This window comes from Nocardia sp. NPDC050175, assembly GCF_044459885.1.
Classification (GTDB): Bacteria; Actinomycetota; Actinomycetes; order Mycobacteriales; family Mycobacteriaceae; genus Nocardia.
The window spans coordinates 470,464-494,288 of the sequence record NZ_JBITJI010000004.1; the positions used below are offsets into that span (position 1 = coordinate 470,464).

Here is a 23,825-nt window from a genome sequence, read left to right on the forward strand (position 1 = left end):
CCGCCGAATCACTGGACGTCTCCTCGGATATCGCCGCTTCGAGCGATGGGCTGATTTCCCCGAAATCGACGGACCGACGCCAGGCTTCGATGCGGCCGAGCTGTGCCGCGGCCACGATTTCGTCGCCCCGCATAAAGGGATAGCGAGCGGTGTCGTAGGCGCGCTTGATCAGGAAGGGCCAAATCGGCTGATTCGCGCCGATCGTCGGGTGACCGTCCGGTCCCGGATAGCTCCGGCGGTCGACCTCGAACCAGGCGGGGCCTTCGTCGTCGACCAGCAATACGAAGTACTGTTCGGCGTCGTACCAGGGTCGTCCGTCGACGATGTTCCGGATCATGCCGGTCACCGCGGCCGGCTCCCGAATCACCAGGTTGCGCAGTGCCGCAACCAATTCGGGATCGCCGAGGTCGTCCGGAACGTCCTCCGGCTTCGGTGCGCCGGACCACGGCGGCCCCGCCATGCGCGACGGCAGGTGTAATCCCGCGGCAGCGGCGTGCTCCGGGCTCGCGAACCGAACGTCGTCACCGTGGTGAACGCGTACCTCCCCGGAGGCGTCCAGCACGACGTCGTAACGCTCGCCGTCGATCAGATCGAGCGGCTCCTGCGCGGCCATCGGCATCCGGCGAACCCGGATGAACTCGGCGGGGATGTCCGCGGCCGCGTCGATCGGCTGATAGCCGTTCATCGCTCGGTCCCAGTACCTGAACTCGGCCGCCGTCAACGCTGCCGCGCTCACCACGCCGGTGATGCCCTCCGCTCCCAGCACCTCGAAGAGCCCGGGTGCCGGGGAACGGAGCACCCGCAGCACCCGGTCGGCGAAGGCGCGGATCCGCTGCCCGGCCACGTCCGTGACTTCGGCTGGGCCCAACCGCAATCGGTGCGGAATCGGCCATGTTCGCTCCACCCTGGCGGCTCGTGTTCCGGCCGGGGCCAGGAAATCGAGCAGCGGATCCGACGCGACCATGTCGTCGTGCGCGGCCGAGGCGATCGCTGTCGGCGGCAACGACCTCGGCACCGTGACATCGTCGGCCCGGCCGGTTTCGACCGGCGCACCGTCGGCGCCGTACCACCGCCCGTCGGCGCCGATGATGATCTCGGCCGCCCGGAGGTCGATTTCGGGGCTCGACGGTACTGCCACGGTCGCCGCGCCGCGATCGTCTTCGACTCCGTGCTCGCCCTGGAACTTGAACGTGGACAAGCCATGTCGAGCAATCAGCTGCCCCCATTGCGCAATGTCCAGCCCGATCCAATGATCGGCCTCGGTCCGGACCAGGATCCGGTCCGCCTGCGCCACAGCGGTGAACCGGTGTTGCAACGCGTCTCCGAGCAACAACTCGCGCCCGGGATTGTCAATCAACCATCGCCATGCCTCGAGCGAACCGGTGGCCTCCCCCGGATCCGAACTGTCCACGGTGCCAACATCACTGAGCGCAGCCGCGGCTCCCGCCAGATGATGGGTCTCGCCCATCTCACCCCACTCGGGCCCGTCGATCCGCGACGACTCCATCCAGCGTGCGTAGAGCTCGCCCGGGTGCGCCAGACCAGCCCGCTCCGCGTCGGCGCGGGCCACCTGCCAGGACACCGAGTCGTACTCGACCTCGAGCAGACCCGGATTCTCGGGCACCGGACGGACCAAGTATTCGACGCCACGAACCACGTACCGCTGCGTGCCACCGGTGTCGAGCACCGGCACCGCCTGAACGACGTTGTCGCCCAAGGTGGCCCGTGTTTTCCGATCGATCCGCTGGTAGGTACCGTTCGACCGCCGCAGCACATAACCGCTGGCGACGAGCGCCTCCCGTCGCGCGAATACCGCTGCGGTGTCACGGAATCCGGTGACCTGGAGCGGGAGCCCGGCCGCCGAGGCCGACATGATGCGCAGGGCCCGGTCCGCCGGCGCGACAAACCTGTTCCCCGCCGAGCGGACCTCGACATCCGGCGCGGGCACCACGACCGAGTACGCGCTCTCGACGGGTTCGGTCAGCGCGGCGAAGAAGGCGGCGTGGTCGGCCGGAATCTCCGGGCTGGTCGCGTCGGCCCGGAACACCTTCCATGGAATGCCGACGTCACGCAGGGCGGACACCAGATCCGGTCCCGGGTTATCCGGGAACACCACATGGTCGATGTCGGCAAGTCCGACACCACCGTGAATCTGCACCTGAACTGTTCCGCCACGCCGGAATTCCGGTCCGGACAGATCGCGGTTGGTCCCCCGATACACGGCACGCTGCGCATCGTCCGGCGAGAACAGGCCGAACGACTCCGCGCGCGGCTGTTCCAGCGACGACGGGAAGGTGTTCGTCGGGTCTTCGATGCCATCGCCCACGCATGCGGTGGCCCGTGTCCGCGTCGCGGTTTTCAGAACTACCTGCACATTCTCGTCGAATTGCGCGAGATAGTCGTCGGCGGCGGGACGGTCACCGCCTACCCGCAGATAGCCGTAGATCGGCCGATCCTCGGGTCGCACGCCGGTCAGCGGGATATCGAACATCCGCGCTTCATCCTCGGCAAGATCTCGCAGATCGGAGTCGCCATCGATCGAACCGTGCTCGAACAGCGTCGTGAATCGGCCCGAATCCAGCACGTCCGCGAGGGCGGCCTCGGTGGTCCGCAGGGCGATATCCTGCCCGGCGAACGCGACCGCCAACTCGGACTCGAGTTGCTGACGCACCTCGTCCACCGGCCGGTTCAGCTCATCGGCAAGAGCCGCGATGCGCCGGTCGATCTGCTCGCGTCCGGTCGCCCGCGCGACCGCCGCCGCGCGCATGGATTCCGACAACTCGGCGCTTCCCGATACCTCGGTATCCCCCTGCCAAGTCCACGGCACGGCGTCCTCGGCCACCTCGGTATCGGAGTATGACGCGGCACCGAGCATCACGTCGGCTGACTCGTGCTGCGCCAGCACATTTCGCGGCGCCTCGACCGACATTCCAGCGCGCGCCCGGACCGCCCGGTGCGCCTCGATGATCATGTGGGGCCAGATCGGCAGTCCACTGCTGTAGGGCAACAGGGTGAGGCAATCCACCGACGCCCATTGGCCATCGACGAGGACCTCGACGCTACTGAATCCCCGACGTTCGACACCGTGCTCGTCGAATAGTTCGGCCGCGGTCGCCGACGCTTCCGCGTGACCAGCGGCCCGGTCGCCGCGGTTTATCCGCAGCATGCCGGTAACCCGGGTCAGGTCATCACCGATAATGGTTCGAAGCTCCGCCGCGGCCGCCGGTGGCACGTCGCCGATCGCCGGGCCGGATCGCCGCCACAGGGGTCCATCGAGCCGACGCGGGCTCAACACGCCCAATTCGGCGGCGGCGAATGGGTCGACCCACACCGACTTGTGGTGCTCCCGATGCACCAGCAACTCACCGATCAGGTGGACGCGCGGCTCGACGAAAACTCGTTCGCCTACGGCGAATTCGACGGGGCCCGCACGGCCGGGCACCGTCACGGATGCGCTGCCGGTGAACCTATAGCCCGTGTATTCGACTCCCCCGCGGGACTCTGTGACGAAAGAATAGCCGACCCGAGCCAATGCCTCCTCGGAAACATATCCTTCGACACCGCCCGCTCCCGACACCCAGCGATGCCGCTTCGCCTTCTCCGCGAATACGAATTCCTGCCGAGACCCGAAAATCCTCGGGTCGTGTGCTAGGAAGCCGTCCGGGTACGGCTTGATAAGCCTGCGGTCATTGGTATATAGACCGCCGTCCGGCTGAACTCGCTGTGCCCAATTCCGAGTTACCGGGATTACCTCTTCGTCTTGCCATGAAAATGGGGCCATCAACTGTTCGGGTGTGCGTATCTGATCCATCAGCGCGGGCTCGATGTACTCGGGGGTGCGCTGAACTCCCAGATAATGGTTGTTCGTGGTCGAGCGGCGATCGGCGGGCACGAACGCGACGTATATCGGCTCGGTATGGTCGAGTGAGCCGTCGGGCGGAAAGGTATGTTGCTGACCGTCGGCAAGTACGATGATGCGCCGCTGTTTTACCAGCGCGAGGGCATGCATAACCATGTCGTGGTAGTTGTCGGACCACGAATCCAACGTACGAATGGTGTCGGCTGCCGCGTGCGCGAGTACCGGGAGCCGCTCCCGATCCGCGCGCGAAAGGGGCTCGTCCACACCGAACCAGCGGAGAAATTCGGCCGGATGGTCGGCGATATAGTCGGCGGCGGCCGCCCGATCGCGGGCAGCCTCCGCATCCAAACCCAGCAGGCCGGGCACGTCGACTTCCCAGGGGCCCGGATATTCGGATCGCAGCACCGCGCGGAACGCACAGTTTCCGTCACCGGGGCCGTTGACCAGCCGGGTGCGCAGACCGGCGGCCAGATACCACCGTTGCGCGAGACGTTGCAAGAACTCGGGGTAGCCCGCGAGTCCGTCCCAGCCCGGAATCGATTGCTGCACACCGCTGTTCACCAGCCGACCGGCATGGGAAAGCGGTGCCAGATGAGCCAGCAACGCACCCCGGGTATCGGCGGCGACCACCGCGCCGTTCTTGTCCACGGTGATCACCCGTTCCGCACCATCGAGGCCGACGACGCGGTGTTGCGCACCTTCCGTCTCGATGATGAGATCGGCCTGCGACGCAAGGTCGGACGCACCGAGCGGCCGAACCCAGACGTGGGTGCCGTCGGCGTCTGTCGCGATCTGCTGGATCAGCTGCGGACCGCTGTGGCGCGTGGTCAGTAAGCCGTCGAGAACCGCGGTCCGGATCGTGCCACCGTGATTGGTGGTCACCGTGTTCCCGTGCATGTCGGTAGTGGTCACCGCTCGGCTCGACTCGGTCACCACGCGGCCATCGTCGAAGTAGCGGGTTTCGGTGTACTCACCGGACGGCAGCACCCGGCCCACCACATCGACCACACCGCGTTGGCCTTCGACGAAATAGTGGAACGACGTGCCATGTTCGTCCACCCGCATCGCCGGACCGTCCGGAATCGGCTGCTGGACATCGTCGTTCGATGGTTGTTGCTCGGATACCGGTTGTGGCGTACCCACCGGCTGCGACATCGGCTGCGGCACTGGGCTGTTCATCGGCCCGCTGGTGTCGGGCAGCACCACACCGTGCGCGGCCATGCGCTGTACGGCGTTGTGCGCCTGCAGAACCGGCGCCAACCGCAGCACCGCGTCGGCGGCGACCTGACGCTCCGCCGCCGCGGCGTCACGAATGTCCAGCGCGACATTACGCGCCGCCTCGGCGTCATTACGCGCGGACTCGGTCCGGTCGAGAGTGACCTGAGCGTCGGCGCGGGCGCTGGAATCGGCGGCCTGGAATGCGGTTTCGGCGGCGCGATGGTCGGCCTCGGCCGTCTGACGCGCGGTTTCGGCGAGTTGAAATTCCTGCGCCGCGGCCCGGTAGCGGGTCTCGGCCTCCTGGAAGAGGGTGATGGTCACGCCGTGCGACGACGGCGCGTGGGCATACAGTTCGTCGTCGATGGCCTCGTAATAGGTAACGCTACCCGGCTTACCATTACGCGCGGTCCGATTCTCGGCCTGGATATCGATATCGCGCAGCTGCGACTTACTGGTGATGGCTACCTGCAAGCCACCCATTTCGCTGTTGACCCTGTCCTCGACCGGGATGTCGACACCACGCGCACCCTGTCGGTTGATGACCAGCACCTTGCCCGTTCGACCGGCCTCGGCGAAAATATCGAGCAGCCGCGCCTCCGCGTGGATACCGTTGTCGTAGAACCAGTCCGCGTCGATGGCGATATGCTCGATATTCTGGCTTTTCAGCAAACCCGACAGCACCGCGACCTCGCTGTTGCGGTTCGCGATCACCAATTGCGGCGGACCGGCGCCGTCGTTATGGGTGTCGACGATGGCGGCAGCGATCTTCGCGTGCTTTTCCGACTGCGTCAGCGACATCTCGGCGTTATGCGTGAGCAATGCCAACTTCGCGAGCCGCGGCACCACCACGACCTCCGACATGCCCATCAGCTGTAGCTCCAGTGACACCCCCTTCGCCGTACCCGACGCACCGGACAGCTCGCCGACGTGCCCGTGCTTGGTGTTGAAGAATTCGTCCGCGGTTTTACTCGTCGAGCTCGTGGTGTCCTGCCGAATGTTCAGCCCGTGCAAGGCCTCGACGGCCTGCGCCAGACCGCTGTTCCACCGACTTTCGGTCGACGTGGCCGCGTTGTGCATCAGCTTGTGCGCGGTCTGCTCGAGAATAAGAGCCTTGCCGTCACGCACGATGTAGTGGTCGCCCTTGACGAACTCCCACCGTGCCGAGGCCGCCATGGTCACCCGCGCCACCGTGGCATCGAGTTCGGCGTCCGACAGCACCCGGCCCGCGTCGGCGGCGTGATCGGTCAGCAGCTCCCTGACCTTGAGCGCTCCCGCCTCGGTCAGCTTCGTGCCGCCGCCGGCCTGCCCGGCCTGCCGACCGAAATCGGCCTCGCTGAGCACCTTCGATTCCACCTGGGTCTTCAGGAAATTGTGCGCGTACTCGACCTGGACCTTCACCTCATCGGACGCCAGATCGGCCGCACCGTTCGAAATAGTCCAGTTCTGTTCACCATGGATGAGCATGTCGATCTCATCGACGACGACCTTGTGGACCGGCGCCTCGAAGCCGCGCAAATTCGCGAAGACCGCCTGGTCTACGGTCCCGAGATAGATCGTCGGCGCACCATCTTCCACCTTCGCGTAAGGCTTGTCCGGGTCCATCCGATGAACCTTGAAACCGTAGGGGCTCACCGATTCCGAAGATTCCGAAGACGTCACCTCCGGAAACTTCAGGACCTTCCGATACAGGTTTTCGGCGGTCTCCACCAAATGGTCCATGGTGGTCAACACCTGCACCGGCTCACCGGACGCCGCCCGCAACAACGCATCCGCCAGGAACACCAGTGTCTTACCCTCGCCGGCATCCATATTGATGGGACCGTGCCGCATGGCCAATGCGCCCTGCACCTGGGTATGCCGCAAGACCTTGCCGCCGGGGACCTCGTCGACGGTCCCCCGCCGCACCACCTCGATCGCGGCGAGCACCGAATCCCGATACTTGGCTACCGACTCGGGCCGGAACGGATCATCCGCGTACCGGGTATCGCCCGCGTCGAAATGGCGACTGCCCCGCAGGGTTTCGGCCAGCTGCCGCTCCGTCAGATTCTTCCAGTCTCCGGCCGCGTACAGCTCGAGCAGGTGCTTCGCCTCGGCCTCGTAGATCCCCTCCGGCTGATGCTCCCCTTGCCCCGTCCCCTCGGCCTCCGCAAGGTCGCCATGCTTCGCCCCGATCGACGAATCATCCTGCGCCCGCCAACTTTCCGGCTCGTTCGGCGGTGGTACGTCCTTCGATCCCGAATGACCCGCCCCGGCCGCCTCCGCATCACCCGGTGGGCGCGTGCCGTGCGCGGGCAACTCCACCTTCGCGTCGCCGGGCACCCGAATTCGAGTCATGCTCGGATCGGCGAAGATTTTCGCCACGTCACCGGACGACAGATCTGTTCCGTCGTCGGCCCGCCGCCAGCCGGTGGTCCGCTCGTCGCCGGAACCCGGCCGAACGTTCTCGCTCCGCCAAACGTAGTACGCGTGCTTCTCGTCGCCGAGTACGACCAGGGCGGCATCCTCTACCCTGGCTTTTCCGTAGTCGTCCTTGGCGAACAGTCTGGGGTCGTCGAGGCCTGGGATCGACTCCCATTCCTTAGGAGCCGCCGGTACTTTCTCGTCATCGTGCTGAATGGTGTCGGTATCGTCGCGGTCCTTGCCGGGCTTCTTGTCGGTCTCGTCGGTCTTCGTCGCGTCGTCGGTGTTCTTCCCGTCCTTCGGCGCCGGGTCGTTCCGGTCGGCCGCCGGCGGCCACCCTTCCCGCTGCTCCTCGGTGTATTTCCGCCCGTGCTGGTCATAGTGGTCGAGTCCGGCGTACAGGTCTTTCAATGCGTCCCGGACTCGCGCCGGGGCCGGCTGATAGGCGCCGGCGTCGTCGAAGATGGCCGTCATCCGCCCGTCCTCGAACGCGGCCTTGAACGCCACGTACACCCCGGCGTTGTGAAACGACTCGTGCGGCAAATCGCTGATGTACCAGTTGCCTTCGTGGTCACCGACGACCGTCCGCATGACCGGCGCGGTCTGATTCGCCCACCGCTTCAACAGCGGCCCCGTCCGCGGCAGCGGGATCTCCGGGGTTCCGCCCCCTTCCCCGACGACGGTCTTACCCGACGGAGCCTTACCGCTGCCTGCCTCGGACTTACTCGACTCCGGCTTACCCGCGTCCTTCGCCGCGTCGTCGGACTTATGCGACACCGACGTGGACTTGCTCGACACCGACGCGGCATCGTCGGACCCCGGCTTACTCGACACCGACGCGGTGTCGTCGGCTCGGCCCGAGACCTTGGACCAATTCCCCGCCGAGTCGACCTGGTACAGATGCTCGGGCCGCTCGTCCGCGGTCAGCCAATTCGTATTCCGCGAAAGCGGTTTGACCTTTCCGTTCTCCTGGCCGAAGTGGGGACGCAACGGTAGATCGCTGCCCTCGGGCGCCCGGTACGGCTCACGAGGCTCATGCGGAGTCTTGAATCCCTTGAGCAATGCCCACGTCTGCTGCAGTGGCAGCAGTTCCTTCAGGAACGCACCGGTCCCCGGCCACACCGGCCCCAACAGGCTCGCGTCGATCCGGCGCCACCGGGGTTCGGTCCACGACTTCGCGGTGTCGGCAGTCTTCCCATCATGGGAATCACCGCCCTTCACCTTCGTATCCGGTGTCGGCGGCTTCTCGCCGGCGCCATCGGTATGCGGTTTCGCGTTCGCCGAACTGTGCTGCGATGCGTTATCCGCGTCCTTCCGCGAGGACGCGTCGCTGCGTGCCGAACTCGCGGTCGATTTCTCCGCTACCGGGGACTCGGACACCACCACCGACTTGTTGTCCGCGCCCGGTGCCTTGTCCCGGGCGGTGGCCGCGGTCGACTGATTCTCCGCATGAACGTTGTCGGGGACGCGGCCGCCGCCGGTGCCCTTCGGATCCGTCCCGAGCGCACGCGACCCACCGGATGTGCTGGCGTCGGACGGCCGCGACACCGAGTCCGTGACGGGCCTCGACGTCGGCCCGGCCCCCGCCCCGGCCGCACGGGGATTCTGGCCCGCCGGTGGTGGTGCGCCGTCGCCGCGTCCGAGACCCGACTTAGGCGACTGTGTTGTCGTCGTCCCATCGGACTGGCCCGAATGTGGAGTCGCGCCATTGCGATTCGACTGTCCGAGGTCGCCCTCCGAAGCGGTGCGCGGTGATCCCGCACTATGGTTCGACGCTTCATTCCGGGTAGGTGACCCATCGGTGCGGACCGAATCGTCGCTATGGACCGATCCGTTGCCGCGGTTCGATTCGTTGGTATTGCTCGAGTCGTTCGCGCGACTCGACCCGTTCGTACTGCCCGAATCGTTCGCGCGACTCGACCCGTTCGTACTACCCGAATCGTTCGCGCGGCTCGACCCGCTGGTACTGCCCGAATCGTTGGCCCGGCTCGGATCACCGGCCTTGACCGAGGAGGCCGGGCTGTTCTGCGGCGATTTCGGATTCTGTTCTGGGTTCCCGAGGTCTTTACCCACCGCACCAACGGGCGGACCACCCGGCCGGTCTTTGAGGCTCGACATCGGCAGATTGTCGATATGAACCTTGACACTCGAATTACGCCAACCCCGGGCGCCACCGGTGAACGCGCCTGCGGCACCGGCGCCGAGCATTCTCGGGTCGAGCACGAAAGGGCCACCGTTGGCGATCTGGTTGGCGAGACCACCACCGATCATGCCGCCGACACCACCGGCCCCGCCCTGCACGAGGCCGGCCGCAATGTGCTCGAACTTCTGGCCGAACCCCATTTTGCCGCCGAGGAGACGGGTCAGATCCCCGCCCAATTTGCCGAACAGGTGACCGAATGCGCCACCCAACGCGCCGCCGAGCGCGAACTGTCCCAATTCCTTGACATCGAAACTCTCGCGGTGGTGCGCGGCCATCTGGCCCAATTGGATCAGGATATCCTGGATAGCTTGCAGCCCCGCGGCGCGCAAAGCGGCGACCACGATTTCGTACAGCATTTTTTTCAGCCACTGGAAAACCAGCTTGGTCCAGGCGATCTCCGCCGCGATCGTCGGCCCGGCCGTCGGCGGCCAAAACAACGCGTACAGAATCTCGGCCAGCAATTGAATCAAGCCGAGGATGATCATGATCTTGTTTTCCTGGATCGCGCAACCGACCTTGTCGCACGAACCCGCCAGCTGCTTCAACGATCCCGCGATCGACTGCAGAGAAGAGTTGTCCGACTCCTTGGTCAAATCCTTCAGCGTCTGCACCATCGCCGCGTTATCGGCATCCGCCGACGCATACGCGTGCAAGACGTCGGTGACCGCCTCTTTGATTTCGTCGACCAGCCCCGTCAAATCACCCGAAGCCTCCGACCACGCGTCGGCCAGCGCGAACATGCCGTTCTCGCTGCCCTCGGGCCACGCGCCACCGGCGACCCAACTCAACCAGTGCAAGTCGGACGGCAGTGTGATGTCGGACTGCGCGATCGCATCGGGAACAGACATCACCGACCACCGCCCGGCCAGCCGGACCGCTGCCACGGATCATCCGCCCCCGACTCATCCTCGACTTCGTCCGAGGTCGGCGGCTTGCGACGCTCACCGCGCCCCTTCTTCTTCCCCTCGGCAGCGCCGCCACCCGCGGCGCCGCTACCAGGCGTGCTCGGCATGCCGGGAGTCATTCCGCTGCCGGGCATGCCAGCTCGGGTCGGTATGCCCGCACCGACGTTCTTCGACGCCAATTTCTCACCATCGAACGCGGACCCCGGCAGCGGTGCCCGCGGGCTACCGGCGGCATTACCACCGGCCCCTTCGCCGCCACCGACCTTGCTGCTCGCGATCGGCGCACCCGTCTTGTCCACCGGCAAACCGGTGACCGGATCGATGGCAGGCCCGGATGCGTTCAGTCCGAGCGCACCGGGCGGGAGGGACATGCCGGTCAGGGGCGACCCCGAGGCGGTAGTCGAGTCGAGCGGGCCGTCGGAAGTGTCGATGCCGGAATCCGGCGTGCGGGACGACGGCGAACCGGACAGTGCGTAATTCGACGGCGGCGGGGCGCTCTGACCATCGGTGTCGTCGGTGTTCGGTCCCTTCGGATTCAATCCACCGGCATTCGGACCACCGGCATTCGGACCGCCCGCACTCGGGCCACCGGCATTCGGACCAGCCGAATTGGGACCGCCGGCGTTCGGGCCGCCCTGCGACGATCCGCCCGGACCCTGGCCACCGCCACCTGGACCCTGATATTGATTGCCGGGAGGCGGCGCCTGATTGTTCTTGTCGTCTTTCTTGCCGAAGTTCGGATCGGAACTGAGCGGTCCTCTGTACGGGCCCGGATTGCCCTTCGCGTTTTCGTTGACATAGTTGCCGAGCATCCACTGGGCGTAGAGATCCTCACCGAGGGAGAACGCTTTGCCCGCTTCCTCGATCGTCTTGCCGTAATTGACCAGTATCTGGCCGTAGACCGGAATCGCACCCTTTGCATCCGGACCGGGGGTGGCATTACCCACCAGCGAATCCACTGCCGCCAGATAACCCGACGCACCCTCCGAGAATTGCTTTCCGAGTTCGTCATCACCCCACGGGGTCCCCAACGACTGGATGCTGTTGTTCAATTTCTTGAGAATGTCGAACAGGCCATTCGCCGCACTAGGCAGATCCGCCAGCTTCTTGCCCTTGGCGATCAGTTCCGTCGGATTGACCTGCACGGCTTTCCCGCCGCCGCTCGAGTTGCCACCGCCGGTATTGCCGCCACCCGGGTTGCCACCGCTCGGCTTACCGCCACCCGGGTTACCACCACTCGGGTTGCCGCCGCCGTCACCGCTCGGCTTGCCGCCGCCAGAGTCGCCGCCATTCGGCTCGCCACCGCCGGAGTCGTCACCTTTCGGCTTGTCCCCACCCGAGTCGCCGGCATTCGGCTTACCGCCACCCGAGTCATCACCGGATCCGGTCGACCCATCCGCGCCCGTAGCACCATGACCCGGACCATGCGGCCCAGTCGCCCCCGAAGGACCATGATGACCAGGATCATGTGGTCCAGTCCCACCATGCGGCCCGGTCCCACCATGTGGCCCAGTCCCACCATGCGGATGACCCTTGTGCGGATGCGGATGACGCCCGTGCCCACCGTGTTCGGGATGACGAGGGTCGTGCGAATGACCGTTGGTGTCAGGCGTGGGTGTCGTCACGGTTCCTTCTCATCTCCCGCCGAGCGCACCGCCCGTCGGCCTCGTCAGCTGCCGCACTGCCGGTAGGCCCCGCTGCCACCGAGCCATCGTTGCGCCATCGGCACGGCTTGACGTGGCTGGAGATACAGAGTTCACCCGCCCGTAAGCAGTTCACCGGGCCGTAAGGTTGCGCGGATCAGCGAAGGCGGGCTGATTCTGCGGGGCCGGACGCGGCGGGAAAACTCACCGTCACCGCCAGACCGTGCGGCTCGACGGCCTCTACGAAGAACAAGCCGCCGTGCTGAGCGGCCAGGGTCGCGGCGATCGGCAGGCCGAGCCCGGAACCTCCCGCGGCGGCCCGCGCGCCGCGAAAGAATCGGGTGGTGATCAGGTCGATCTCGTCCGGCGCCACACCGATTCCGGTGTCCTGCACCGAGATCACCACCGACTCGCATTCATGGTTCACGATGACCGTCGCCGCCGCGCCGCGCCCGGCGTAGCGCGCCGCGTTGCTCAACGCGACGTCGAGGATCTGCGTCAGAACCTGGTGCGGCACTACCGATTCCGCGACGGCGACCAGTGGTCGCATGGTCAAGGTCAGACCGGCCTCGGTGACTGCGTCGTGCCACGCCTCGACCCGCTCGCCGGCCACCCGCACCGCGTCGCAGCCGGCCGCGGCGACCGTCTTCCCGGCGCGTCCTGGCTCGGCTTCGGCTACCGCCGAGGCGAGCAGCCCGTCCAGCAACCCGGTCAGCCGGTCCACCTCGCCGACGACACTGACGAAGGCCGAAGCCGCCCGGTCCGCGGCCATCATGGGCTGCAGCGCTTGGAGTCTGACCGCCAGCGCGGTGAGGGGATTGCGCATGGAATGCGCGGTGTCGGCCACGAGTCGCCGCTCGGCGGCGGCCAATTCGGCCACCGCCTGGGTCAAGGCCCGGACCCCGACCGCCAATTCCACGATCTCCGGCGGGCCCTCGTCCTTGGGCCCGTGCCCGCGCGGCTCGGCGCTGCGCACCGGCATTGTCGAGGTCAGCGCGTCGACATTGCGCAGCAGCTCGGACACCGGTCGCAGAATCCAGCCGGACATCACCAGCGCGAGGCCGCCGACCAAGAGCACTCCGGTCGCGGTGACGCAGCCGAGTTGGATCCAGGCGTCGCCGACTTCCGTGCGAGTCGCGAAGGTGGACACCACGATCACGACGACGCCTTGCGCCTGCGGCGGCGTTCCGATCGGTTCCGCGACGAGCAGCGGTTGGGTGCTCCACGGATACAGCCACGGCGGCGGCGCCTCGGGCACGAAATGCTGTGCCCGGCCGGCGATCTCGACGATCGCCGGATCGTGGCGGTCCACCCCGATATTGCACAGGGCGGTGCCGTCCGCCCCGATCACCAGGACATTGTTGCCGGTTCGGTCGTGATAGCGCTGCGCTTCGTCGCGAAGATTCGACGGCGTATCCGCCGACAGCGCCACGAACCGTTCGGCGTCATGGATCCGATCGATGAGCAGTCCCCGCGTACGGCTGCACGTGATCTGGAAGCCGATCCCGATGGCAAGACAGGTCATGCAGATCGCCGCGAGCAGGGTGAACGCCGTCAGCAAACGGACGCGCATCGAGCGATCTCACCGAGCCCAGCGGTAGCCGAAACCGTGGATCGTGCTGATCAGGCCCGGCCTGTTCAACTTGCCCCGCAGCGCGCCCATATGGACATCGAGTGAACGCGAGATGGCGGGGGTCTTCTCGCCCCAGATCTCGTCCATGATCTTTTCGCGACCGACCGCAATGCCCGCCTGCGTGACCAACATTCGCGCCACGGCGAATTCCTTCACGGTCAGCGACACCGGCTGGCCCGCCACCTCGACGGTGCGCGCCACCAGGTCGACGGTGACGTCACCGGTGACCACGACAGCCGGGCAGTAGTCGGTGGCCTGCCAGCGCCGCACGATCGCTTCGAGGCGGGCCGCCAGCTCGCCGACCCGCGGCGGTTTGACCATGTAGTCGTCCGCGCCGGCCCGCAGGCACGACACCACCGCGAGCTCGTCGCCCTCGGCGGTGAGCACCATCACCGGGACGGAGCTGACCTTACGTAACTGACGAAGAACCAAGTACCCGTTGACATCCGGCAGACCGAGATCCAGGATTACCGCGTCATAACCGGAGTGCGAGGTCAGTAGATCGAGTCCATAGGACAGATGATCGACGGACTGGAATCCGTGGGCGCGTAGTCCGTCGACAACGGCCGCGACCACACCTTGGTCATCCTCCACAAGCACCACACGCACGTCTGTCCGATCCGTCGACCTCAGGCAGCCTGAATGGTAGCGGACCGTGGAAGTGACCGTTGACCGGGCGCGATCTGCCGAGCGAGCACGCCGAGCCGATCGTCACGCGGTGGCGGAACCTCGGCGCGGACCGGCGGACTGCACCGACGACACGGCCACCGGAGGGTAGCCAACCGTTCGCGGGACCGGCGGCAGCGTCGGGAATCGGCGGCGCATGGTGCTCAGATGGCGATAGACCTCACGCAGCTCGGCGTGCAACTCCCGCAACTCATCCTGTAACTGCTCCGCCTCGGTGATGAGCATGGCCTGGAACACCCGCGCCTGTTCGCACTGCGCCCGTTCGGCGCGCGATCGCATCAGCGTCTCCTCGGCCGACGTCCGGGCAGGCATCGATCTGCTCCCGGTACCCGGACGTGCCGTGCGGCGGCTGACGCGTGTGCCGCCCTCGAAGTCCTGCATGCAACCTCAGCCTTTCAGTAGCACTGACACGCCGTGTCGAATGGCTGGATCAGCTCATTACGGGGTGCCTTACGTGATGATTATGCACATTTCAGGAGCCGTCAACTTTCAATTGAAATATTTGCATCAGCTTGACGTATGTTGATATTCCCAATAATTTCCCATTGATCTTTAGAAAAACTTTGCATATTGATATTTATTTAACAAACTACCAGGTACAGCGGTTTTCTGTTACCGTCCAGATTCGAAACACGACCCCTTGCAGCAGCTGCAACGTGCACGAAGAATTCAGGCCGGCTCCGGCAGGCTCGTGTCCACCGACTCGGACAACTTATTCATCGTGCACTATTATTCCGACGGGCAAGTAGATTCAAATATTTTCCGCATTTACCACACGAGCAATGGGCCCTTGTCCACGCCGCCGCTTCGAAGCGGTGGACTTCACGACGATCGTGACCATCGTGGCGACGATGACGCCGATGATGGCGAGCAACCCGTGCCGATAACCGGCCAGGAATGCGTGCTGCACGGCGGCGGCCAGCGGTGCGGCGGACTGGTCGACCGTCGAGGCGGCCACCGCCACCGCCTTACCCAGCGAGTCACGGCTGACGACGGTGCCGCCCTGCTGTATCGGCACCGCGGCCGGAACCCGCAGATGCTCGTGGTAACCGCTGTCCACCAGGCTGCTCACGATCGCGAGCCCCAGCAGTCCGCTGAGCTGTGCGAAGGTCATTCGCGCCGCGCAACTGATGCCGCGACTCGATGAGGGCGGCGCGCCGATCACCGTGTCCATTCCGACGCTGATGACGACGGCGAAACCCGCGCTCGCCAGCGTCACCATGGCCACGATCGGGGGCAGATCTCCGGTCGCGTCGGCGGTCAGGCCGATGGCGAGGCCGTCCAAGACGACCGCCAATCCGACGATCAGCGCGGCGGCCGGCCCGAGTTGGCGCCGCAGCATCGGCCCCAGCTTCGCGCCGATCACCATCGCGGCCACCGTCGGCAGGAACGACAGCCAACCCGCGACGATCGGCGAGTAGCCGCGTACCGCCTGGAGATATTGGATGACCAGGAACACGATCCCGAACACCGCCAGGAACACCGCGGCCATCGCGATCACCGCCCGGCGAATCCGCGGATCCGAGCGAAAAAGGTAGTCCTGCAACGGCTCGTTGCCGCGACGCCGGACTATCGCGAGGATCGCCGGTGGCAGGATGCCAGCGGCCAGCGGCACCGCGATCGAGGGGTTCGCCCATCCCCACTCCGGCCCTTGGATCAGGGCGAACGTCACCAGCCCGACGCCGAGCACGACCACCGTCGTCGCGGACCAGTCCACCGGGCGCGGCGGATCCGGTGGCATGGCGGGCACCACCGTCACGACGCCGAACAATGAGGTCACCGCGATGAGCCCGAGTACCGCGACGATCCGCGGCCACCAGAGATTATCGAGAACCAGGCCGCTGACGAGTTGCACGATCGTCACCCCCGCGGCGAAGCAACCGAGCCACACCGTGAACGCCTTCACCCGCCCGGCGTCGGTGTCACTGACCGCACCGACGATCGACATGGCGGCCGGGACCATCAGCGCGGAGCCGACGCCCATGACCGCGCGCAACCCGATCAGCGGCACCGATGTCATCGCCAGTGGGTAATTCGCCAAGGCACCGGCGAGGTAGGTCAGCAGGCCGACGATCAGCACACGCTTGGCGCCGAACCGGTCCGCGAGCACGCCGCCGACGATGAGCAGCGCGACCGCCACCACCACGAAAACCTTGGGAATCCACTGCGACGTCTGCAGCACCGGCCGATCCCCCAACTGCTGCAACAGGGTTGGCACCGCGATGGCGTGGATGGCGGTATCGAAGCTGAGCAGAAAGGCGAGGCCGCACATCACCAGCAGCACCGCCGCACGGTGCCGTCGGCCGAGCCGCGCGGGCAGCGTCTGTGTGCTCATCCGGCCCGCCGCAGCGGGGGCCGAGTGGGTTGTCCCATGGTCTTCTCTCACCTCTGCCGAGCCGTGAAACGAGTCCGCTGTCCAATCGCGGTCACCGCAGTGTCGTTTATTGGACACCCTCCCGCCAATCGGCGCGAGGCGGGGCAGTTCGGAAATTAACACTCGATCGGCGTCGGTCCGATCCACCGGCAGATACCGCCGTCCTGTGATAGATCCAGTGGGGATACCGAGTGCGGCATGTCGTTCGATCGAATGATGCTGCGGGACAGAGCCGGAGGCACCACCATGACGGAGAGCATCATCATCAACCCGAGTGATGTGCGGGCCGCCGGACAGGAACTGCTCGACCTGAGCTCCGGCTCCGGGGGCGGCCCCGTCTCGTTCCACACGATCATGCGGGAGCTCACCGACGCGGTCGGCGGCGCCGGAGCGGAGACCTGGGGCGACGATTCGTTCGGCAAGCAGTTCGCCGAGGGCACCAACGGCTACCGCGCCTCCAGGTCCAACCTGCTGCAAGGCGGCAACGACATGCTGAACACGCTGCGGGACTTCGGCACCGGATTGACCACCGCGGCGAACAGCACGTCGAACGGAGAGTCGGGCAACGTCGACAACTTCCGCTAGCCGCGCATGTCGCTACATTGGCCCTCGGACCTGGCCTGGCTGACCTATGTGGTCGGCTCGGAATGGCCGGAGGGCGACGAGGACAAGATGTTCGCCATGGCCCAGGCCTGGCTGAACGCCGCCGACGCGATGGAAAAACAGCTGATTCCCGCGCTCGGCGAGGTGCACAACCGCGCGCTGCTCGGCTATCAGGCCGGGCAGGGCCATGACGCCATCAGCCTGGAACTGCGGAAACTGATCTCCGGCGACAGCTCGATAGACCAGCTGGCCAAGGACTTTCAGCAGGTCGGCACCTCTACCCGGCACGCGGCGACCACGCTCGAAGAGACCAAGCTGATGATCATCGTGGCGATCAGCATGCTGGCCGCGCAGATCATCGGCGCTTGGTTGTGGCCACCGACCGCCCCTGCCGTCGAGGCCGCGGCGATCGGCGCCACTCGGGCCGCGGTCTATCGGGTAACCAACCGCGCCCTCGACCTCATCGCGGAAATCCCGGGTATCGGTGAATTCTTGGTCAAAGTCCTGCGGTATCTGCCGAAGGTGTCCGACGGTCCGGGAAAGATCGCCGGGCTGGTGGCCAAACCGGTGACGAGTTTCGCGGGGCGAGCCGCACCGGGATTGACCCGGGCGGCGCTCGATTGGGGGTTCACGGACGCCACCGCACTCGCGGTCGGCCGGATGCCCGCCGCGGTAACCAAATTCATGATCGAGAAGGCGGTCAACAACGTCATCTGGGCCGGCGGTGGCGACCTGCTGATTCAGGAGATCCAGATCGCCAAGGGGCATCGCGACGGCATCGACGGCAAGGAAGTCGCCCTGTCGATCACCGCGTCGATCGGCGCCTGGTACGCCGGGGCTTTGGTGGCCACCAATGTCGAGAAGTACGGCGGCAAGCTGCTGACCCGACTGGGCAAGGACCCCACCGCAGGCGTCTGGGGCGCCGGACTCGGGCTGCTGTCGGGTACCGTCCCGACCGTCGTCGCCACCCTCGTCGGCGCGGGCATCGGCGAGCTGTTCACCGGAACCTTCGACCCGAGAATGGCGCTGATCGGCGCGGTCTCCGCGAACTCGCTGATGGGCGCGCAGCGCGGCTACATCGGGATGCTCGGCGATGCGCCGCAACAGTTCCACGCGAGACCCGAAGCCGAGCACGGCCCGATCGGGCGCGCCGGATCCACCGAGCACATCCCGATGACGGAGTGGACCGAGCAGGCGCGACCGCCCTCGCTGCGTTCGGTGGGCAGCGGCAGCACCGGCGGGCGCGTCAAATCCTATGACGAACTGCTGCAAGAGATCCGGCAGCGCGATGTCCCCGGCTACCACGCTGCCCGCGTCGCGGACCGCGAAGCACGCTCCGGCGGCCGCGCCGATGCGCCGGAATTCGATCCGCGCCAGCACCGCAACGCCTTTCAGGCCGAGCAGCGCAAAGCTCTGAACGATCTCACTACCGCGCAGCGCGAGGTGAAGGCCCGCGAACTCGAACTCGTCCGTGCCCGCGGCGTGGCCCGAGCCGGGCGGGCCGATGCCTCGCCCGATCAGGCCGGCGACCCCATCGTCCATGCGACGCAGCGGCTGGGGGAAGCACAGCATCACGCGGTCGAGGAGCGCGCGCGGATCCAGCGAATGCTGGCGGGAGAGCCGGAACCCCAGGTCACCGGTGTCGGTCACCCGACGGTCGAGGCCGCCGGGCCGATCGACGCATCCATCGACCACACAACCCACCGGTCCACCGCCGCTGTGGACATCACCGAAACGGTGACGTACCACGACGATGCCTCCGCCACGCATTCAGTAGTCGGCGAACTCCCGCCCAACGCACCCCACACCAACAACCAGACACCCGACCGGTCACGACCGGTCCTGGAAATCATCGAAACCGAGAGCTACCACGACTACGCCTCCGCTACCCATTCGACGGATCGCGTCGACCACCCCGCCGACACCCCCGGACCCCAGCCACCGCGGCTCAGCACCCGGTCGGCCGACCGGACCATCACCGACCTCGACCGGAAGCTCAGCGCCCTCGAACAGCGAAGCCGCTCGCTGGCCGCCGCAGACGAACGGGTGCAGCGAACCCACGAGGAAGTGCATGACGCGAACTCTCGGCTGGCCGGCCTCAATGACCGGCGCAACACACTTCAGCGCGAGAAGGACACGGCCGAAGCTGATCTCAGCGCGGCACAAACTCGCCTCGACCACTGGCGCGCGCAACTCGACGAACCCACGGTGACCGGCCCGGCACGAGCGCGGGCCACCGAGGAGTTCACGCAGGCCGAAGCGGACGTGAACACGCAGCAGCACAACATCGTTCGCGCCACCACCCACCTCGAGCTGACCAAACAGGAGCAGAGCCGCGCGCACGGCAAGTTGGACGACCCGGTGCGCGATCAGGACAAGGCCGTCGCCGCCACGGACAAGGCCGACCGCGCCGCCGAGGACGCCTTGGACGCGGCGACCAGAGCCCACGAGACACATCGCGCCGAACTCGATCGACTCACCGCGCGCCGCGACGTCAACGAGGCCGAGCTCCAGCAGGCGCAGCGCGAGCACCGGACCGCCGAGGAGAACCTGGCCGCGCACAACCGGGAGTTGGCGCGGGCCGAGCAGGACTACCGTGACCTCGCCGCGCGTGAACGTGTGCACAAGCAAAGCGAAGCTCGTGCCGCACAGCATGATTCGTCCGCGGCGGCAGAGCGTCGAGCGGAGCATCGCGCCCTCGGCGCCAGGATCCGCGAGCTGGAGGGCCGGCAGGAACAGCTTGCCGAGCGGGCCGCCGCCACCCGAACCCGAGTCGAGACCGAACAACAACGGCTCGACGCCGTCGACGCGAATATCCGCCGGACGCAACGACAACTCGCCGGTTTCGGCAGGCTGCCCGAACTCCAGGACCAGTTCGCCGCACAACGCGGGAACATCGCCGAAATGCGGGCCGTGCGCGAAGAACAACTGCTGACCACCGGCATCACCCAGGCCAAACTCGAGGCCGAGCTGGCGCAGATCGCCAAGGACGGCCAGACCGATCGAACGCAGATCGAACGGACGCTGTCGGACGGCGGCTACTTCAGCGGCAAACCCAAGGGCCGTAAACTCCCGCTGAATCACGATATGCCGGACCCGTTCAGCGCGCTGCTGCCGCCGCCCGGCCCCGGATTCTGGCTGACAGGAGTGGCGTGAGCACCGACGAAAGCCCGGATTTCGCCCTCTCGTTGGCCACCGAGTACGGCGCGGCGGTCACCGAGGCGGCACCCGTCGCGCCGCCCGATCAACGCGGCGAGGTCCGCCGCTACGCCGACGAACTCGCCGCGGACATCACCGAGCTACTGGTACCGGCTGGCCCACCGCGATGGCGGCAGCTGTATCTGACCTGCTCGGCCACGGTCGCGGCGGTCCACGCCGACGCCGTATTCATCACCGAGACAGGCGATTCCGAAGCGGTGGCGGTACCTGCGACGGCCACCGAGCTGATCCAGCTGCTGCGGACGGTAACCGTCGCGCTGGAGGATCGGGCTTGGTGGCAGGTCGAGCTTCGCCGGGACCGCGGCGGCACGACGGTCACCGAATTCGGCTACGGCGACCTACCGTTCCCGCCGAGTCTGCTGCAACCGGCCGCCGCCTACCGCGCCGATCTGGAACGCTTTCCGCGCGAACGCCTTCCGGTGTGGCTTGCGGCCTACCTTGCTGTCGAGGACGGGCGGGTACGACTCGCCGAACTGCTGACCCGTGCCCACCTCGACAGCGAAACGGCCGCGATACCGGTCGAATTCCTCGAGCCACGCCTGGTCTGGGCGCGGTGGGCCACCGTGGCAGCTGCTGCGGTAGCGGCCGAAAGCGATTGGGGCCCGCGAATTATCGGCTCCGCGGCCGCGTTCGAATCCACCGACGGCAGTGGCTCGACGCTGCACCTGCTGCCAGGCGGGCGCGCCGTGCTCTCCGGCGGGTTATGGGACGCTCCGGAACTCGACGCCGCCTACAACGACGGTGCGCCGATGCCGGAATACTATGGCGGCCTGCCGGATTGGGTCGATGCCCCGGTGCTGAACCACCGGGCCGTCGCGGGCCTGCTTTCGTTCTGCTATTGGTGGGACGGCACCGGCTGGTATCGCGGGCAGTCCCCCGGACCGGCCGGGATCGGTGCGGCGATCCCGGGAATGTGGACACCGGAAACGGTGACCGGCATCGTCTGCGCGGTGCTCGGCGACGCGACGTCCCGATCGGCGGTCGCCGACCTGGTGGCGGCCGCCGAATCGGGTGCGGTCACCCGCGATTCGGCACGGGCGGCCTTCGGCGGCGCGGATAGCACCGCCGCGGCCGCCGGTTTCACCCAGCTTGCTCTGGCCGGTCTCACTCGTTGATCCGGTTCAGCTGAGTTGATCTTTCAAGGAATCGACGGCGGCGAGCATGTCGCCGACCTTCGGTGCCTCGCCGTAGTCGACCATGACCGGGGCCATCAGTTCCTTCCGGCGCCGGGCAACATCGACAACGGCCTTGCCGGACGCCTCGGTGATCGCCTCGGCGATCTCGTCGTACTCCAAATCGCCGATGCTGGAGGCGAATTTGATGTCGATGGCGATGCCGTCGGCGTTCACCACGACGGTCACCCGTCGACGCGCGGCCGTTCCGGTACCCATCAGCTCCGCGGCTTCGGCCTGCAGCCGACCGATTACGGCCACCTGCTCGGTGAAATCATCGACAGCCCTGGCGAATTCGTCGTCCATCCGTGCCTCACTCATCGCGATCCAGTATTCGGTGGCCGGTGGCGGGCCGCTCGTTCCGCTCACTCGGCGGGGTGAGTGGCGCGGGCACCGCCTTCGGCATCTTCTTGCGAAGTTCGGCCAGTTCGCTGAACATGTCCTCCAGCCGGGGCATCGCCGACTGCCGCTCGATGAGCGGAGCACGCAACTCCGCCTCCTTGCGCGTGATCTTCGCCGCCGCGCGCTGGGCCGCCTGCAATGTCGCGCGGGCGATCTGGCTGTAGCTGAGATCGTCGACGGCTCCGGCGAACTTCGTCGCGATGATCGAGCCGGAAGCGTTGACCGTCACGGTGATTCGGCCACGCTCCGCCGACGCCGATGCCGTGAGCTCGGCTCGGCTGCGCGCCAGTTCGGCCAGATGCCCGAAGGTTTGGCCGAAGGCGTCCAGTAATCCGCTGGCGTCCTCGGCCAGCCGTCGATTTTCCGGATTGATCATGACGCCGCCATTTCGGTCAGGGCCTCCCGCAGGCCTTCGGTCTCCACCCGCAAACCCGCGTATCGCGCCAGGTACGCGATCACCTCGGCGCTGTCGCGCTGGTCGGCGTGCGCGGGCAGCAGCAGCACGAACTGCGCCGGATCCGGTTCCTCGTCGCCGACCAGCGCCACCATCCGGCCATCGCGCAGCCGCAGCACCAGCATCGGCGGCTCGTCGGCGACAACGTCACCGAACGGCGCCTTCACCGCCCATTCCAGATCATCGATAGCGATGTCCACCCAGCCGATCGGCACGCTCGATCCCATCGAGGGCCACGTCGCCGGGTCCACGGAAACCAGCGCCGGCTCCGGCCACGGCCGCAGCCGGTCCAACTCGGTCACCAGCCGTGCGAAGAAGTCGAGGATCTGCGCCGTGTCGAAGCCCCCGGCCAGCTGAAGGACCTCGTCGGGCAGGGTTCCGGCGGCGACCGCCGCCACCAGCGCCGGATAGAACTCCGAAACCGTTGCCGCGTAACTGATTCGGTCGATCAAGTCCTGTGCCGCGTCCGCCACGATCTCGGCGCCGGACAGATCGTCGAGGTAGGCCATGGACGCACACAGCTGGGTCACCAGCGGTGGCTCGCCGAACTCGTCGTCGACCCCGCCCACCGCGCCGGCGCGTTGCGGCGTCGCGGCCTGCTCGATCCTCGGTCCGGCACGCAGCTCGAGGGCGAAGGCGACGTCCGCCGACCGTGCCACCGAATCGGGATAGGCGTCACCCGTGTCAGGGCGATAGCGCAGATACAGTTCGGCCTCATTGCCGCTGAGGCCCGGCCGCTCCGCATCGCCCTCGACGCCCTCGACGAAACCGACCTCCCACGCCAGGATCGCCGCGATCTGGTCGGCCGAGAGCAAGCCGTCCGGCATCGGCCCGTCGGCCGCGCGGAAACCGGGTTCGACCGCGGCGATATTCACCAGCGTCACCTCGAGCGCGGTCGCGGCGACCCCGTAGCGTCCGCTCGCGTCGACCGAGTCCGGTTCGACGATCACGCAGGCGCCGCCGACCGCGACGATCGCCGCCCCGTCGGTACGCCTGCTCACTATCCGCGGCATCAGTCCTCATCTCTCACTGGGGAATACATCAGACCGATCC

At 66.8% G+C, this 23,825-nt stretch carries 12 protein-coding genes (1 of these 12 running past the window's edge); 3 read left to right on the top strand and 9 right to left on the bottom strand.

The genetic code is table 11. The annotated features are described in order from the left end of the window. The 6 genes from ACIBK2_RS16495 to ACIBK2_RS16520 form a co-directional block, all read right to left on the bottom strand. Positions 1 to 10,528, bottom strand: partial view of a C2 family cysteine protease gene (locus ACIBK2_RS16495; protein WP_396967996.1) — the start only. The gene continues 18,188 nt to the left of window position 1, outside the view; only the first 10,528 of its 28,716 coding nucleotides appear in the window; the start codon lies at positions 10,526 to 10,528; the stop codon falls past the left edge of the window. Further along, entirely contained in the window at positions 10,528 to 11,730 is a 1,203-nt protein-coding gene (locus tag ACIBK2_RS16500; RefSeq protein WP_396967998.1) for a hypothetical protein, read from the bottom strand. Before ACIBK2_RS16500 ends, ACIBK2_RS16495 begins: the two co-directional genes overlap by 1 nt. A 655-nt stretch (positions 11,731 to 12,385) precedes the next feature. Then, positions 12,386 to 13,801, bottom strand: coding sequence for a sensor histidine kinase (locus ACIBK2_RS16505; RefSeq protein WP_396968000.1), 1,416 nt, complete (start codon positions 13,799 to 13,801; stop codon positions 12,386 to 12,388). A 9-nt stretch (positions 13,802 to 13,810) separates the two neighbouring features. Next, a complete protein-coding gene (locus ACIBK2_RS16510; protein ID WP_396968002.1) occupies positions 13,811 to 14,470 on the bottom strand; it encodes a response regulator transcription factor in 660 nt (219 codons plus the stop codon). A 102-nt stretch (positions 14,471 to 14,572) separates the two neighbouring features. Continuing rightward, positions 14,573 to 14,860: a hypothetical protein gene (locus tag ACIBK2_RS16515; RefSeq protein ID WP_396968004.1), complete on the bottom strand. Its 288-nt coding sequence runs from the start codon at positions 14,858 to 14,860 to the stop codon at positions 14,573 to 14,575. A 439-nt stretch (positions 14,861 to 15,299) separates the two neighbouring features. Then, complete coding sequence (locus ACIBK2_RS16520) at positions 15,300 to 16,883, bottom strand: MFS transporter (protein WP_396968006.1); 1,584 nt, start codon at positions 16,881 to 16,883, stop codon at positions 15,300 to 15,302. A gap of 285 nt (positions 16,884 to 17,168) precedes the next feature. On the opposite strand from ACIBK2_RS16520, the gene ACIBK2_RS16525 reads away from it, so the two are divergent. From ACIBK2_RS16525 to ACIBK2_RS16535, 3 genes are read left to right on the top strand one after another with little or no spacing between them, the layout of a single operon-like run. Next, positions 17,169 to 17,507, top strand: coding sequence for a hypothetical protein (locus ACIBK2_RS16525; protein ID WP_396968008.1), 339 nt, complete (start codon positions 17,169 to 17,171; stop codon positions 17,505 to 17,507). Between the two features lie 6 nt (positions 17,508 to 17,513). Continuing rightward, positions 17,514 to 20,681 (top strand): hypothetical protein, encoded by a 3,168-nt coding sequence (locus ACIBK2_RS16530; protein ID WP_396968010.1) that lies wholly within the window; start codon positions 17,514 to 17,516, stop codon positions 20,679 to 20,681. Beyond that, on the top strand, positions 20,678 to 21,859 hold the full coding sequence (locus ACIBK2_RS16535) for a hypothetical protein (RefSeq protein WP_396968012.1): 1,182 nt from the start codon (positions 20,678 to 20,680) through the stop codon (positions 21,857 to 21,859). The genes ACIBK2_RS16530 and ACIBK2_RS16535 overlap by 4 nt, the downstream gene beginning before the upstream one ends. Positions 21,860 to 21,865: 6 nt before the next feature. Here the strand turns inward: ACIBK2_RS16535 and ACIBK2_RS16540 are convergent, their stop codons facing one another. From ACIBK2_RS16540 to ACIBK2_RS16550, 3 genes are read right to left on the bottom strand one after another with little or no spacing between them, the layout of a single operon-like run. Then, entirely contained in the window at positions 21,866 to 22,237 is a 372-nt protein-coding gene (locus ACIBK2_RS16540) for a YbaB/EbfC family nucleoid-associated protein (RefSeq protein ID WP_396968014.1), read from the bottom strand. Then, positions 22,230 to 22,694, bottom strand: a complete 465-nt coding sequence (locus ACIBK2_RS16545; protein WP_396968016.1) for a YbaB/EbfC family nucleoid-associated protein — start codon at positions 22,692 to 22,694, stop codon at positions 22,230 to 22,232. Before ACIBK2_RS16545 ends, ACIBK2_RS16540 begins: the two co-directional genes overlap by 8 nt. Then, the gene (locus tag ACIBK2_RS16550) at positions 22,691 to 23,785 is read right to left on the bottom strand and encodes a hypothetical protein (RefSeq protein WP_396968018.1); all 1,095 of its coding nucleotides are present in this window, start codon (positions 23,783 to 23,785) and stop codon (positions 22,691 to 22,693) included. The genes ACIBK2_RS16545 and ACIBK2_RS16550 overlap by 4 nt, the downstream gene beginning before the upstream one ends. Positions 23,786 to 23,825: the final 40 nt, after the last annotated feature.